Source organism: Sedimentibacter sp., from assembly GCF_032080165.1.
Taxonomy (GTDB): Bacteria; Bacillota; Clostridia; order Tissierellales; family Sedimentibacteraceae; genus Sedimentibacter.
The window spans coordinates 129,302-144,538 of sequence record NZ_DAMASY010000007.1 but is presented as its reverse complement, the minus strand read 5'-3'; the positions used below and the strand labels follow the sequence as shown (position 1 = coordinate 144,538).

The following is a 15,237-nucleotide window of genomic DNA, read 5'->3' as shown; positions in this document are numbered from 1 at the left end:
ACTCAGGACGACTTAATATCCTATATATTCCTTTAGTAGTTCTCTGTTTTTCTGCAAGTCGGGAACAAGTACCGACATATCATTGACTGTAGCAGGAATGAATGCATCGTCTGCCGGTAGACGGTATGTTTCTATATCTGAAACACCCATGAGAATCACATTTGTTGCAAGTCCTAATATTTGCGTGCTTGTCAGATTGGTTGTTACAAGAGGCAAAATGTCATCTGCAATATCTAATAAAGTTTTTATGTTCGAATCCTTTAGTTTGTTAAATACTGCAACAAGCACTTTTCGTTGACGCTCTGTGCGTTCATAATCATCATGTCCGATGTATCTGATTCTGACATATTTTAAAGCCGTTTCTCCCGTCAGGTTGTTTGTTCCCGACTTCAAATTTAGTCCGCTTATGCTGCTCAGATAGTATGCTTCATCTATGTTTAAATCTATATCTACTCCGCCTATTTTATCTATTATTTTCTCAAAACCGGCAAAATCTACTTCTACACATCCATCAATTCCTACATGGAAATTTTCAGTTACTGTTTCAGTCAAAAGATCCATTCCTCCAAAAGCATAAGCAGCATTGATTCTATTGTCGGCATAGTCGGGAATCTCTACATACATATCCCTCATAAGAGATGTCAATTTTATAGAATTGCTTTTATTATTTACTGTGGCAATAATCATTGAATCGGACCTGGAGCTTTCTTCTCCGGAGCTTATATCTTTGCCGATTAAAAGAATATTGATGATATCTTTATCCTCTTCGGTAACTATATCATTTTTATCAACTCTTGGTTTACCGTTCCTGCTTGTTACACTGTCATTATGAGCAGAATCTATAACAGGCGGTTTTTCATTGCGATTGATTTTATTTAACAATGAATTTACATATAAGCTGATTATTATTAATATTATTATTAAAGTTGAAAAAGCCACTGTGAAATTTTTTTTATTTAATAAAATTTTCTTTAATTTTTCCATCTCTCACTACACCTATATTTATATAGTCATTTTATTATTATATTATTATGGAGTTATATTATCAACTGTTTTTTGATTGACACCTAAGTAAACAAGACCACAGGCAAGCCGGTGGTCTTGTTTAGTTTGCTGCAAATTACTCTTTTTTCACAATGAATTTATAGGTAGTGTCAGTATACACTGTATTGCCTATTTGCGGGCTTGACACTGTTAACTCAATTAAATACTCATCGTTTTCGTCTAAGTCAATACTTATTACACCGTTTACCGCAGATAAAGTAGTAACTGATGATGGTGATAATTGTGGAGTTATTTTAACATCAATTATTGCGTTGTTTGGTGTTGTAATTGCAGTAATTGTGATGGCTGATGAAGTTGTTGTAAACAGAACCGAACCTGTTGTTACTGCTGATGGCGTTGTAACATCAAAGGTTAATCCATTTTCATCTTCAATTTTAAAGCTTGTGATTATTGCTGCAGCGGTTGTTACTGTACCGCCGCCACCACCACCACCGCCGCCACCACTACCGCCATTAGGTGGTGTAGTTGGTTCGGTTGGTTCAGTTGGTGTTTCTTCTTCGTAAGACCTGTCGATAATTACCAAAGCTTCTGCTCTGGATATAAATCTGACAGGTCTGAAGGTATTGTCTTCATAGCCAATCATGTATTTTGCTCTTGCTATAGCACCGACTCCACCCTTAGCCCAGGTTGCTATTTGAGAAGAGTCATTAAATACATTTACTCCCGAAGCATAATCACTTAGTTCTTTGATTCTTGCAATAATCAGTGCGGCTTCCTGTCTGCTGATCTTGTTATCCGGTCTTGCTGTGTTATCCTCATAACCCATCAAATATCCGGCTTTTACAGCTTTTTGTACTTCCGGGTAATACCAGTCATTTGAATTTACATCACGGAAATTAATTGTTTCCTTTTCAGTATATTCAAATGCATTGTTTACCATTGTCATAAATTCTGCTCTTGTAATTTGTGAATCCGGTCTGAATGAACCGTCTTCATACCCTTTCAGCTTATTGCCGTCAAACCACTTCTGTATGGTGTTTTCAGCCCAGTGACCAGAATAATCGGCACCGAAGGCGAAACTTGGCATCAGAAGTGTCAGCAGCATAGCGAGTATCAGGGTTAATGCTGTTTTTCTTTTAAACATCCAATATCCTCCTTTTGTTGTATTTATATAATCAATTAATAAATAATTGACTATTACAAAATTAAAAAAGCCCAATAATATTGGGTTCGTTAATTTCAATACAAAAAAACAGGGTATTTGCTCATTATTAAGGAAATATTAATAAATACTCCTCCAACTCTTCCGGTGAGAGGGGTATGGAGTAATAGAATCCTTGTATCATGTCACAGTCAACAGTTTTAAGTGTTTCTATTTGTTCTATCATTTCAACACCTTCCGCGACGACCTTTATTCCGAGGCGATGGGCGGCATTGATAATATAATCAACTATGATTAATTTTTCGTCCTTTATGATTTTATCTATGAAAATTTTATCTATTTTTAAATAGTCGAATTTATCTGCAAAATCAACCAAGTTCTTTAATGAATTGTGTCCGGTTCCGTAATCATCAAGAGATATTTTGATACCCATGTGTTTTAAGCTTTTCAACGTCTTAGCAGCGGTTTCTCCGTCGTTTATAATGGATCTTTCAGTTAATTCAAACTGTATGTTTTTTGGCTTTATGTTATTTTTTGATATACAATCCTTTACATAATCTATGAATGTATCATCTGATAAATCTCTTGCCGAAACATTTATGGAAACAGGTATTTCTATACCCTTACCATTCCATATTTTTATTTGATCTATTACATTTTTTATAACCCACTTAGTTATTTCATTGATGAAACCGGCATCTTCTGCTATTTTAATCAGCTCAGCTATTGACATATTATTGTGATTAGAGTCATTCCATTTAAGCAATGCTTCAGCACTTTCAACCTGATTTGTTTTTACGTTTACTATAGGTTGATAATGCATTTTAAACATGTTGCCTTTTAATGCATGATACAGCGAAACAAGGTCCTGATAATATCTTTCTTTATCTTTTTCTGCCATATCATCATAAATCATTACGTCGTTGTGAGTCATATCAGACAATTTCAATGACTTGCCGAGCATAACGATTATATTGTCTACGTTTGTTTCATGTAACGGATAATTTACTATACCTGCCTTAATAACAGGTGAAATAGGTAAATCATCTATGTATATAGGGTTTTTTGTTTGTTGTATAAATTTCTTGGCTAAACTATATGCATCATTTATATTATATCCCGGCAGCATTATAACTATTTTGTTCCCATAGGCAGAATAAACGCATATATCGCAAAAAAATTCCCCTGCAATTTCATGCAGCTTTATATATGATTTGTCTCCTACTTCAAAATTTACATATTGCCTGATCATATCCATATTTTCATATTTAAATAATATTATTGATATGCTTGAGTATTTTTTACTGCTGATTTCACTGTTTAAATCAACCTTTAGCTTATTTAAATTGTGATAACCTGTTGTAACATCCTCATATGCTTTCTTTTTTTCTAATTCATTAAATTTGTCTGCTTTTTCCGACAGCTTGCCCACAATTAAAACAATCACTATGGATATAATAATTCTAAATACCCACAATGCCGTCGGCTGCATGGCATTTGTCGCTGCGTAAGGCGTGAACGGTCCTATTACAGCAATTTGTAATAATACAAAACTCATCCACAAAACTATATTGTTTTTTATCGCAATATTTTTCATTAATTTTATTAACTTCTTATACATATATACACTCCCTATACCCCACTCATATGCCCAACATTTCATTCAGGATAAACGACCGGCACCAAATCATAGATTTGGGTCGTCTGCATATATTTCGGCAGATTTGCAAATTAATTTGGGGGGATTTGTAAAAACGCCGGGTGTCTGACCCAGCGTTTAATTCTTGTTTAGAATCTGCGGTTGTTTTTCTTGAATTTCCATTGGCCACACTACTTCATACTTATCGTCTTGTATCTGAACCATAAATGAAATTGTCTGAGAGTTCTGACCGTTTTCATTGAACCTAATGCTTCTTGATATGAAGTACGGTGTTTGAAAGCTCTTGGTTTTTAAAACTTTAACAATTTCATCGCTGTCTGTTGAACCGGCAGTATTGATTGCATCAGCAATTATCATGGCTGATGCAAATTCCTCCAATGCCGGACCGTCAATATCTTCACCTGATTTTTGCTTATAAAGTTCATTAATTAAATTTTCTGATTCGCTGTTTTTAAATATTGCCGGCATGCTTGCGCTTGAACCGGAAAAATAATTACCGTCATCTCCTAAATTGTCTATAAACACAGGGTCCTGGAAACCTCCGCAATAGTTCAAAACGGCTTTTGGAACTATATTGTTTTCCTTATATTTTTTCACAAACTGTGTTACATCCTCAATATATGATGCCTGAAATATAACGTCAGGATTTGCTTCTTTTATTTTCTTGATACCATCATCTATATCTAACAAATCTTCTGAATATATAACCTTAGCAGCTATTTCAAATCCCTGTTCTCCATACTTTTCATCAAGCCACTTATCTACCATTTCAGCAGCGTGAATTCCATATTCGTTGTCTATATATACTACTCCTATGGTTTTTATGCCTGCGTCGAAGCTTTTATTCAGATATGCTATATACTCAAAGAAAAATTCCGTTTCCATATCATCATTGGGGGCAATTCTGTAAAAATAGTTATAACCTCTGTTTGTTAAGGATGCGGAGCTTGATGATCCCGCAAGAAAAGGTATCTTATACTCTTCAGCTACCTGACTTGCTGTCTTGGTTGCGGAACTATGATATGCTCCTATCAGTGCGGCAACATTCTCTTCTTTTATTAACCTTTCTGCTTCAGTCCTTGCTGTTTCAGGATTTGCTCTATGATCTGTATATATAAATTCTATTTTTTTATTATTAAAATCAGGAAGACCTTCTGTCGAACCTAAAGCAAAATCTACATCGTGTTTGCCGTTTATTATTTCCCCTGCCACCTCGATAGCGTATTTAAGCTTTGTACCGGTCGGCTCTGCCGGTCCTGTCAAAGGAAGCAAGACACCGATTTTAACGGTTTCATCCTTTTCATCTGCAATGATATCAAAACCTTTAATATTTATAAATGCTATTAAAAAAATAATTGTCATAATAATTATTAAGCTTATTTTAATATTATCTTTCATGATGACGTCTCTCCTTGCAACTTGCTAATGACATAAATCTACTTTATGGTTAGCACACATATTATAACATAGTGTATTGAAATTGGAAAGAAAAATGTTTTCCCTGCATGGATTTTGTGGTATACTTGAATAATCAGGGAGATTACTCTCTATGCTCGGAATGACACAAACCACAGGGAGATTCCTCGCTTTGTTCAGGATGACAAAATATAAAGAGGTTTTCTTATGAAAAAATATAATATAATGCCTGCGAAACACGGTTTAAAATATAATATTTGGTTTTACTTTGTTTTTTTAATAATTTTTATTGCCATGCTTATGTGGTTGTTTCAAATTGTATTCTTTAATCAATTTTATTTAAAATTTAAAGAGCGTGAAATAAGAAATATAGGTAATGTTTTAATTTCTGAATATAAGACCGAAAATTTCCACGGCAATATTTACAGAAAAACCAACTATGACAGCATGCCTGTTCGTATATTTAACAGAGACGGCATTGCTAATTTGGCTTCGTCATTATTACAGCTCTCTAATCCGGACCCCATTGATATTATATTGTTTTCTGAGCCGTACGTCGAAACCTACACTAACGAAATTTTCAAGGTAGTGGATAATCCAAGCACCTCCGGCTCTCAATACATGGTTTACGGCATGTTTTTGAAAGAAGGCGAAACCGAAAGCAAGGATATTTATATATATATCTTTTCACAGCTTGCTTCCATGGATAATACTGCCTCGGTTTTAAAGGAACAATTAGTTTTAATCACAATAATATCTTTAATATTTGCTGTTATATTATCGCTGATTATCTCATTCAGATTAGCTAAACCAATATCTCAGCTTACGGATACAGCCGGTCAATTAGCTACAGGTAACTACGATATAACCTTTGAAGGCGGTGTCTACGCTGAAATTGATAAATTAGCCGATTCTTTAAACTATGCCACAAATGAGCTGTCTAAAACCGATAAGCTGAGGAGAGAATTAATATCTAATGTTTCTCATGAGCTTCGCACACCTCTTACATTGATTAAGTCATATGCTGAAATGATAAGAGATTTATCCGGCTCTAACCCCGTAAAAAGGGAACAACACCTTAACGTTATAATTAATGAGTCAAACCGGCTCACTGATTTGGTTAATGATATATTGGATTTATCTAAATACGAATCAGGTACAAGCCAATTGGAATTTTCCTGTGTAAATATTACTCAGGTGACTAAAAATATAATCAAAACATTCAGCGATATGCATTCCAATGATGGTTATACTTTTATTCTGCATTGTGAAGAGGATTTAGAAGCTTCAGTCGATAATAAAAAGTTTCATCAAATACTTTACAATCTTATTTCCAATGCAATAAATTATACCGGCGATGATAAAAAAGTATTTATATCTGTCAGAAAAGCAGATAGTAAAATCAGATTTGAAATTACCGATTCAGGCGACGGAATACCATCAGATAAAGAAGAAAAAATTTGGGATAGATTTTACAGGGCAAATGAATACAAGTCCCGCCCTGTTTCAGGCACGGGACTTGGTCTGTCAATAGTTAAAAGCATTTTAAAGCTTCACAATGCCGAATATGGCATAATAAACAGGAAGGGAAACGGCTGTACTTTTTGGTTTGAACTACAAACCTAAGTATGCTTTTTTAACTATGTCTGTTTCCATCAGCTCTTCGCCCGTACCTTCAATTACCATTCTGCCGTTTTGAATTACGTATCCTCTATCGGCTATTTCCAATGCTTCCTGAACCTTTTGTTCAACCAGTAAAACAGTAAGTCCTGTTGAGCTTACATATTTTAATGCCTGCATAACTGTTTCCACCATCAGAGGAGCAAGTCCGAGAGACATTTCATCTACCATTAACAGTTTTGGATTTGACATAAGCCCTCTGGCTATTGCAAGCATCTGCTGTTCTCCGCCGCTCAATGTTTCTGCCTTTTGATTTTCTCTTTCTTTAAGCTTAGGAAATATTTCATACACCTCAGACAGCTTTTTGTTTTTTTCTGATTCTGATTTTAAGATGTATGCACCCATCATTAAATTATCTTTTATACTTAGCTTGCCAAAAACATGTCTGCCCTCCGGCACATGAGATATACCTCTCTCAACTATTTTATTCGGTTTCAGATTATCTATCCTTTCATCCAAAAACTCTATTTCTCCGTTCATCGGCTTCAACAATCCCGAAACAGTTCTTAAAATGGTTGATTTGCCGGCTCCGTTTGAACCGACAATTGATACTACTTCTTTTTCTCTTACTTCAAAGGATACATCAAAGATAACAGGAACATTATCATATCCAACTTTAAGATTTTTGACTTTTAGCATGATATTTATCCCCCAAATAAGCTTTTATTACTTCGTCGTTATTAACAATGTCCGAAGGTATACCTTCGGCAATTTTTTTACCGGCATTTAAAACCACAATATTGTCGGATATAGGCATTATCGCTTCCATTATGTGCTCGACTATCAGGAGTGAAAGCCCGCTTTCTTTAAGCTTTAAGCAAAGATTCATTACATCCTTGATTTCTGTTTGATTAAGCCCTGCCATACACTCATCCAACATAAGTATTTGCGGTTTAGTCGCTAAAGCTCTCGCTATTTCAACTCGTTTTTTATCAACTATGGTCAAGCTTCCTCCAAGAACATTTTTCTTTTTGGTAAGGTCTGTCAATTCCATAATTTCTGATGTAATACGCTCGGCCTCTTTTCTGCTTTTTGTATGAAGAAATGCACCTGTCATTATATTTTCTTCAACAGTCATTTCCTTTAACGTCTGAACTATCTGAAATGTCCTTGTAATTCCTAATCTGCATATTTCGTAGGCAGTAAAACCGGTGATATCCTTATCCTTGTAGGTAACTTTTCCGCTAAATGGCTGATAAAATCCTGTTATACAATTAAAAAGAGTGGTTTTTCCGGCTCCGTTTGGTCCTATTAAGCTAACTATTTCATTTTCATGAATGGTAAAGGATACATTTTCATTAGCAACCAAGCTGCCGAATTTCATAGTTATACTATCTATGTTAAGAATTTGCTTCAACATTTCCTTCACCTTCCTTTTTAAATTTCTTCGCTACTTTGTTTACCAAGCCGATAATTCCTTTCGGCTGATAGCATGCAACAAATATTACCAGCAAACCAAATATCATTAAGTCTATTCCTCTGCCTGTACCGCCTAATTTTACTCTGGTGATTTCTGATAGAGGTATAAGTATGGAAGCACCGATTAACGGTCCGTAAATATTGCCTATACCGCCCAAAACCGTCAAAAGAACTATTTTAATCGATATATCCAAAGTAAAAATCATAAACGGATCTATATACAATACATACTGAGCATACAATGAGCCGGCAAATGCAGAAATGAACGCACTTATAACCATTGCCAATGTTTTATAATTTGTCGTATTAATTCCTATGGATTCGGCTACCTCATGACTTTCTCTGATAGCTTTCAAATAAAATCCTGTCTTTGAATTTTCGATGTAGTTACATACAAATATCACAATCGCAAACAATCCCAATGCAATATAGATGTATGGGAGCTTTGTAGTATGAAATTCCATGCAAAGCCAGCTGTCATTAACTATGGGAAGTGAAATCCCGGTTGCACCCTCTACAAATTTCCAGCTTACAAATAATTGTTTAATAATTTCGGCAACGGCCAAAGTTGCTATTGCGAAATAACTTCCCTTTAATCTGAAGGTCGGGTAGCTTATAATTAAGGCAACCGCAGCTGCAAATATTGCTCCTACAAACATACCCATCCACGGACTTATATCAAATTTATAAAAAAGAACGGACGAGGTGTATGCACCTATACCAAAAAATGCCGCATGTCCGAATGATGTTTGACCTGCGAAGCCGGTAATAATGTTCCAGGCCTCCCCAAGTGTAGCATATATAAGCAGCAGCACCATAATATTATGGAAGCTGTCCGATTTAAAAATTAAAGGCAATACTGCTAACGCAGCTATAATTATGATTAATGTCTTCTTATTCTTTACCATCCGAACAACCCCTTTGGTCTTACTTGTATAACGATTAAATAAATTAAAAATACAAGTGCATATTTAAATTGTGTTCCTAAGAAATAACCGCCCACTGCCTCCGTCAATCCGATTATTAAACCGGCAAACAGTGCACCTTTAATATTTCCGAACCCTCCGAGTGCCACTATAACGAAGGCAAGTATGCTGTAAAGTGCTCCCGATTGAGGATATATTGGAAAAAATGATGACATTAAAGCTCCTGCCACGCCGACGCATGCACCTGAAAGTCCAAAGGTTATGGCATAAATTTTGTCAGTATCTATTCCCATAAGTGATGCGGTATCCCGGCTTAGAGCAGTTGCCTGAATTGCTTTTCCTGTCTTCGTTTTATTCATAAAATATATTATAATCAGGGTCATTACAATGCTTCCGATTGCTGCCACAACCTGAGGCATACCCAATATTATGTTTCCTATCACTATTTTATTGTCAGTTACCATTGCACCGTTAATGTATCTGTAATTTGGACTCCACAAAAATTGTGCTAAATTCTTTAAAAACATACTTAATCCGAATGTAGCAAGAAGAGCAGTCAAACCGCTTCCTCCTAATACCTTTTTAATTATCAGCTTATATATTAAAACTCCTAAGACAAATATAACCGCTGCACTTATAGGTATTGATAACAGCGGGTCTATTGAATACAACTGAAACATCCAAAATGCAGAATACATGCCCAGCATTAACATTTCACCGTGAGCGAAATTTGTAACATCCATAACGCCCCAGGTCAAGGTTAAGCCAACGGCAACTAAGCTGTATATAAATCCCATTAATATTCCGTTGCTTATAATTTGCCCTAACATAATTCCTCCTTTATTTTTGTCATCCTGAGCTATGCTCAGGATGACAAATAAATTATCTTCTTACTTACGTTCTGTCCATGTTGGGAATGGAGCAATCGGTTTAGCAGTTTGAATGTCTACAGGGAAAACTGCTTCATACTCTGCATTTTGAGTTTGCACTATGAATGATGCCGAATATTGATTCTGACCTTTATCATCGAATTGAATTGCACCTGTTGAGAAATATGGAGCATCAAATTTTGCAGTTCTTATAACTTCCATTACTGCATCCCCGTTTGTGGATTTAGCTTGATTGATGGCATCAGCTACAACCAATAAGGAAGCAAATTCTTCTAATGCAGGACCGTCAATATTTTCTCCGCCTGATTTAACCTTAAATAATTCGTTTATCTGATTTACAACTTCCATTTTATCAAACAATGTAGGTGCGCATGCAGCTCCGCCTGAGAAGAAATCTCCGTCCTTATCAAGGTTTACTACAAATTGTGTATCCTGGAATCCGCCGCAATAGTTTACAACTGCCTTCGGTGTGAATTCAAATTCTTTATACTTCTTAACGAATTGAGTTATATCACCTATATATGAAGCGTGGAACAATACGTCCGGATTAGCTGCCTTAATTTGTTGAACCTCAGTATCAACGCTTGTTACGTCTGTCGGATATTTAACTGCAACGACTTTTTCAAAACCATCTGCAGCATATTTTTCCTCTAACCACTTATCAACCATTTCAGCTGCGTGAACGCCATACTCATTGTCTATATATACAACTCCGATTGTTTTAATGTCAGCGTTAGTTTCTTCGTTCAAATATTTCAAATATTCAAAGAATACTTCTGTTTCCATATCATCATTAGGAGCTATACGTGTGAAATAGTTAAGCCCTCTTTCAGTTAAAGCAGCTGAGCTTGATGAGCCGGCAACGAAAGGTATTTTGAATCTTTCTGCTGATTGACTTGCAGGTTTTGTTGCAGAACTTTGATATGCGCCGATTAATGAAACAACTTTTTCATTTTGAATTAATCTTTCTGCTTCAGTCTTTGCTATTTCCGGATTTCCCTGATGGTCTGAAAATACTACCTGAACAGGTGCATTTCCTAAGTTTGGAAGCCCCATAGTTTCAGCTAACGGCAAAGCAATTTCCGGATGCTCTCCGTTGATGATTTCTTGTGCCACTTCAATTGCATATTTCAATTTAACACCGGTTGCTGCAGCTGAGCCGGACAACGGCAATATTGCTCCAACCTTGACAGGTTCACCTGATGCCGGCCCTTCAGGTTCATTCGCAGGACCTTCTGTCTTCGGCGGTTCTGCCGGTGTTTGAGTTTGACTGCTTGTACAGCCGGTTGCTGTAATTGAAATTAACATAATTAACACTAAAAACAAAGCTAATTTTGATTTCATTAATACTCCTCCTATTTTTAATAAATATGTAATCGTTTTCATTGTACGCGCTGATTGTGTTAAATAAATGAACAAATTATGATAGTTTTGTGAAAATTGAAAGATTAATTTTAAATATTGCATTTTTTGCTTTATTATTTACATTTATATGCTATAATTTTAATAGTATATCATTAAGGAGTGAATGTCTTGTACAAAGTTCTTATAGTTGATGATGAAATTAAAATTCGTGAGGTTATAAGAGAATATGCTGAATTCGAGGGTTATTGTGTCAGTGAGGCAAACGATGGCATGACTGCTGTAAACCTTTGCAAAGAAAATGATTATGATATTATAATTATGGATATCATGATGCCGAAAATTGACGGATATCATGCAGCAAAGGAAATACGTAAGATAAAGGAAGTGCCTATTGTAATGCTGTCAGCTCGCGGGGAAGAATATGACAAGCTGTTCGGATTTGAAATAGGAATTGATGACTATGTTGTTAAGCCGTTTTCTCCAAAGGAATTAATGGCAAGGATTAATGCCATTTTAAAGAGAAACTATAAAAAAGATCCTGATTCTATAATGAAAAGCTTCAAATTTAAGGATCTCGAAATTAATATGTCCGGTAGATGCGTCTATGTGGAAGGAGCAAAAGTCGACCTTACTCCAAAGGAATATGAACTGTTATTTTATTTAGTAAAAAATAAAAATGTGGCTCTTTCCAGAGAAAAAATTTTATCAGAGGTCTGGGGATATGACTTTTTCGGATTTGACAGAACTGTTGATACTCATATAAAAATGCTTAGAAATAACCTTGGAAAATACAGATATATAATTTCTACCATACGAGGTATAGGATATAAATTAGAAGCGTAAAAAATTTAATTTTTTTATGTTTAAAGCTGCACTTAGGGGGTATATTATTAATACAACTTAAGTTAAACTAAAATCTTACAGAAACACAAAATCTATCAGTAATTTGAGGACGCACTGCAAAAGTATTGCACGGGAGCTTTCTATAGGAAAAGCTCAAGGTTGCAGTAATGGATAAGATGAATCAAATGAAAAAAGTAGACTTGTAGGATAATAGGTTAACCAGTTGATAATATAGATGGATATTGACAAAGGAGGTGGTTCCAACAGGCATGATAAAAGAAAACCCAAATAAATAGCACCTGATTTTCGAATTAAAAAGAAAATTGGGTGCTATTTATTTTGTAACGGTTGTGTCATCTATCAATTAATTAAAATTAAATATTGATTAAGGCTCTAAGTTATGATATATTGTTTCAATATTCAATTTAAAAACATGTGTGTTTAATATATAAACATCAAGGAGGACAAAATGAAGTCAATAAACTTAGGAATATTAGGAATGGGAACTGTTGCGTCAGGACTTATAAGTATTATTGAGTTTAATAATACAAAGATTGTCGGAAATATAGATAAGCAGCTGGTTATCAGCAAGGTTCTTGTAAAAGACATCAGTAAAAAAAGAAGTGTAAATTTGCCGGCAGATACCTATACAACAGACGCTTATGAAATCATAAATAACAAAGATATCCAAATCATTGTTGAATTAATCGGAGGGATAAATCCTGCTTATGAATACATAAGAAATGCGTTAAATAACAAAAAGCATGTTGTAACGGCTAATAAGGCGCTTTTAGCAACTCACGGCGAAGAATTAGAACAGTTAGCTCATATAAACGGCGTCAGATTGATGTATGAAGCCAGCGTCGGCGGAGGTATTCCCATAATTAATACTATTACAGAAAATCTTTCAGCAAATGAATTTGAACATATAGCCGGAATAATTAACGGAACGACTAATTATATCCTGACTCAAATGACAGAAAACGGTCTTGAATATGAGCAAGCTGTAAAGGAAGCGCAAAGGTTGGGATTTGCCGAAGCTGATCCTTCTTCGGATGTAGACGGTGATGATGCCGCATATAAGATAGCCATATTGTCTTCAATTGCATTTGATCAAAGAATTAGTGTTAGTGATATACCAAAGGAAGGTATCACTAAAATTTCTAAAGAGGATATTATTTATGCAAAGGAATTAGGTTACAATATTAAGCTTTTAGCTTCTGCTTCCAAGTCAAATAACGAAATAGAATTAAGAGTTCATCCTGCATTTGTACCTTCAGACCACCCTTTATCAACTGTTAAAAATGAATTTAATGCTGTATTTTTAAAGGGCAACGCCGTAGGGGAGATAATGCTTTACGGCAAGGGAGCAGGTTCGCTTCCAACAGGCAGCGCTGTGTTAAATGATATAGTATCCATTGTTAAAAATGAAAGCAGGAAATATGCAGAAAGTATAAATGCCGATAAATACAAAATAGTAAACAGAGCATATAAAAAATACTACATCAGATTTGAAGTTATAGATAAACCGGGAGTATTGGCAAGAATAGCGAGTGTATTCGGTAAAAATAACATATCCTTAGATTCTGTTGTCCAAAGACAAAAAAACGGCAATAATACAGCACCGTTAGTGTTCATTACTCACGATATTGAAAGAAAAAATATTGATAATGCCTTAAAAGAAATTAGTAATTTTGATTGTGTAATTCAAATCGCCAGCATTATAGTGGTGGAGGATTTCTAAGAAATTTGTCGTTCATCTTTTTATTTACATTTTTTTACTCCAATGGTATAATGTCTTAATATAACGTTTGCATAAAAATTGTAATGAAAATAATTAAGAAACATATATTTGTTTTAAGGGATGTATGTCCTTTTATTTATAATTTATTTACAATTAAATCTTAGGAGGAATTTATGAAAAAAAGAATTTCAGTATTATTAGTTATAGCTCTATTAATGACAATTGTTATGGCAGCTTGTTCAACTCCTCAGACAAACCTTATTTTAGCTACAGGCGGAACAACAGGTACCTATTATCCTTTTGGCGGCGCTATGGCAAACATTTTTAACACAAAAATTGAAAATATGAATGTAACTGCACAGGCAACAGGCGCATCTGTTGAGAACTGTAAGCTGTTAGGTAAAAACGAAGCCGAGCTTGCTATATTGCAAAATGATATGCTTGACTATGCTTATAACGGAACAGAAGCTTTTGCTGAAGGAAAACTTGAAAATCTTCGCGGCATAGCAAAATTATACCCTGAAATTATTCAAATCGTTGCTGCAGAAGGAATTAACGGCATTGAAGATTTAAAAGGCAAAAAAGTATCGGTTGGAGCTCCGGGCAGCGGTGTTGAAGCAAATGCGAGACAAATATTGGAAGCATACGGCATGACTTATGATGATATGTCTGTAAGCTATTTATCATTTGCTGAATCGGCAGATGCTTACAAGGATAAGCATATTGATGCATTTTTCGTAACTTCAGGTATTCCTAATTCATCAATTCAGGATATTGCAGCAATGAATCCTGTTTCATTGGTATCATTATCTGATAATGCAATAGGAACCTTGGTTGAAAAATATCCTTTCTTCGTAGAATACACAATACCTTCCAATACATATAACGGACAGTCTTCAGACGTTAAGACTGCTGCTGTGTTGGCTTGTTTGGCAACAAACAGTGAAGCTTCAGAAGATATTATTTACGATATTACTAAGTCATTATTTGAAAACCAACCGGAACTTGCAACTGCTCACGCAAAAGGTGCAGAGCTTAAGTTAGATGAAGCTGTTGATGGTATATCAATACCACTTCATCCGGGTGCTGAAAAATACTTTAAAGAAACAGGCATTTTGAAATAGTGT

General features: G+C 35.1%; 13 protein-coding genes. 4 read left to right on the top strand and 9 right to left on the bottom strand.

Annotation, left to right across the window (positions count from 1 at the left end):
- Positions 1-12 precede the first annotated feature (12 nt).
- The 4 genes from RT412_RS11405 to RT412_RS11390 form a co-directional block, all read right to left on the bottom strand.
- Positions 13-984: an LCP family protein gene (locus tag RT412_RS11405; RefSeq protein WP_313346674.1), complete on the bottom strand. Its 972-nt coding sequence runs from the start codon at positions 982-984 to the stop codon at positions 13-15.
- 136 nt (positions 985-1,120) lie between these two features.
- Entirely contained in the window at positions 1,121-2,149 is a 1,029-nt protein-coding gene (locus tag RT412_RS11400; protein ID WP_313346676.1) for an S-layer homology domain-containing protein, read from the bottom strand.
- Between the two features lie 127 nt (positions 2,150-2,276).
- A complete protein-coding gene (locus RT412_RS11395; RefSeq protein WP_313346679.1) occupies positions 2,277-3,788 on the bottom strand; it encodes a GGDEF domain-containing phosphodiesterase in 1,512 nt (503 codons plus the stop codon).
- Between the two features lie 156 nt (positions 3,789-3,944).
- Positions 3,945-5,225, bottom strand: coding sequence for an ABC transporter substrate-binding protein (locus tag RT412_RS11390; protein WP_313346682.1), 1,281 nt, complete (start codon positions 5,223-5,225; stop codon positions 3,945-3,947).
- Between the two features lie 225 nt (positions 5,226-5,450).
- Here RT412_RS11390 and RT412_RS11385 point away from each other — a divergent pair, with 225 nt between their 5' ends.
- Positions 5,451-6,869 (top strand): HAMP domain-containing sensor histidine kinase, encoded by a 1,419-nt coding sequence (locus RT412_RS11385; protein WP_313346685.1) that lies wholly within the window; start codon positions 5,451-5,453, stop codon positions 6,867-6,869.
- Here RT412_RS11385 and RT412_RS11380 read toward each other — a convergent pair.
- From RT412_RS11380 to RT412_RS11360, 5 genes are read right to left on the bottom strand one after another with little or no spacing between them, the layout of a single operon-like run.
- Positions 6,858-7,562, bottom strand: coding sequence for an ABC transporter ATP-binding protein (locus tag RT412_RS11380; RefSeq protein ID WP_313346688.1), 705 nt, complete (start codon positions 7,560-7,562; stop codon positions 6,858-6,860). The two genes, RT412_RS11385 and RT412_RS11380, sit on opposite strands and share 12 nt — an antisense overlap.
- A complete protein-coding gene (locus RT412_RS11375) occupies positions 7,540-8,283 on the bottom strand; it encodes an ABC transporter ATP-binding protein (protein WP_313346691.1) in 744 nt (247 codons plus the stop codon). Before RT412_RS11375 ends, RT412_RS11380 begins: the two co-directional genes overlap by 23 nt.
- Positions 8,264-9,250 carry a branched-chain amino acid ABC transporter permease gene (locus RT412_RS11370; protein WP_313346693.1) on the bottom strand — a complete coding sequence of 329 codons (987 nt, stop codon included), beginning with the start codon at positions 9,248-9,250 and terminating at the stop codon, positions 8,264-8,266. Before RT412_RS11370 ends, RT412_RS11375 begins: the two co-directional genes overlap by 20 nt.
- On the bottom strand, positions 9,244-10,098 hold the full coding sequence (locus RT412_RS11365) for a branched-chain amino acid ABC transporter permease (protein WP_313346696.1): 855 nt from the start codon (positions 10,096-10,098) through the stop codon (positions 9,244-9,246). Before RT412_RS11365 ends, RT412_RS11370 begins: the two co-directional genes overlap by 7 nt.
- Positions 10,099-10,158: 60 nt before the next feature.
- The gene (locus tag RT412_RS11360) at positions 10,159-11,502 is read right to left on the bottom strand and encodes an ABC transporter substrate-binding protein (RefSeq protein WP_313346698.1); all 1,344 of its coding nucleotides are present in this window, start codon (positions 11,500-11,502) and stop codon (positions 10,159-10,161) included.
- A gap of 189 nt (positions 11,503-11,691) precedes the next feature.
- Between RT412_RS11360 and RT412_RS11355 the strand changes: the two genes are divergently transcribed.
- From RT412_RS11355 to RT412_RS11345, 3 genes are all read left to right on the top strand, one after another.
- A complete protein-coding gene (locus RT412_RS11355; protein ID WP_313346701.1) occupies positions 11,692-12,366 on the top strand; it encodes a response regulator transcription factor in 675 nt (224 codons plus the stop codon).
- Positions 12,367-12,835: 469 nt separating this feature from the next.
- Positions 12,836-14,110, top strand: a complete 1,275-nt coding sequence (locus RT412_RS11350) for a homoserine dehydrogenase (RefSeq protein WP_313346704.1) — start codon at positions 12,836-12,838, stop codon at positions 14,108-14,110.
- A gap of 173 nt (positions 14,111-14,283) precedes the next feature.
- Complete coding sequence (locus RT412_RS11345) at positions 14,284-15,234, top strand: TAXI family TRAP transporter solute-binding subunit (RefSeq protein ID WP_313346707.1); 951 nt, start codon at positions 14,284-14,286, stop codon at positions 15,232-15,234.
- Positions 15,235-15,237: the final 3 nt, after the last annotated feature.

Excerpts from the sequence above, each read along its gene's own strand:
- RT412_RS11405 (WP_313346674.1), bottom strand. The coding sequence starts at position 984 with ATGGAAAAATTAAAGAAAATTTTATTAAATAAAAAAAATTTCACAGTG.
- RT412_RS11400 (WP_313346676.1), bottom strand. The coding sequence starts at position 2,149 with ATGTTTAAAAGAAAAACAGCATTAACCCTGATACTCGCTATGCTGCTG.
- RT412_RS11395 (WP_313346679.1), bottom strand. The coding sequence starts at position 3,788 with ATGTATAAGAAGTTAATAAAATTAATGAAAAATATTGCGATAAAAAAC.
- RT412_RS11390 (WP_313346682.1), bottom strand. The coding sequence starts at position 5,225 with ATGAAAGATAATATTAAAATAAGCTTAATAATTATTATGACAATTATT.
- RT412_RS11385 (WP_313346685.1), top strand. The coding sequence starts at position 5,451 with ATGAAAAAATATAATATAATGCCTGCGAAACACGGTTTAAAATATAAT.
- RT412_RS11380 (WP_313346688.1), bottom strand. The coding sequence starts at position 7,562 with ATGCTAAAAGTCAAAAATCTTAAAGTTGGATATGATAATGTTCCTGTT.
- RT412_RS11375 (WP_313346691.1), bottom strand. The coding sequence starts at position 8,283 with ATGTTGAAGCAAATTCTTAACATAGATAGTATAACTATGAAATTCGGC.
- RT412_RS11370 (WP_313346693.1), bottom strand. The coding sequence starts at position 9,250 with ATGGTAAAGAATAAGAAGACATTAATCATAATTATAGCTGCGTTAGCA.
- RT412_RS11365 (WP_313346696.1), bottom strand. The coding sequence starts at position 10,098 with ATGTTAGGGCAAATTATAAGCAACGGAATATTAATGGGATTTATATAC.
- RT412_RS11360 (WP_313346698.1), bottom strand. The coding sequence starts at position 11,502 with ATGAAATCAAAATTAGCTTTGTTTTTAGTGTTAATTATGTTAATTTCA.
- RT412_RS11350 (WP_313346704.1), top strand. The coding sequence starts at position 12,836 with ATGAAGTCAATAAACTTAGGAATATTAGGAATGGGAACTGTTGCGTCA.
- RT412_RS11345 (WP_313346707.1), top strand. The coding sequence starts at position 14,284 with ATGAAAAAAAGAATTTCAGTATTATTAGTTATAGCTCTATTAATGACA.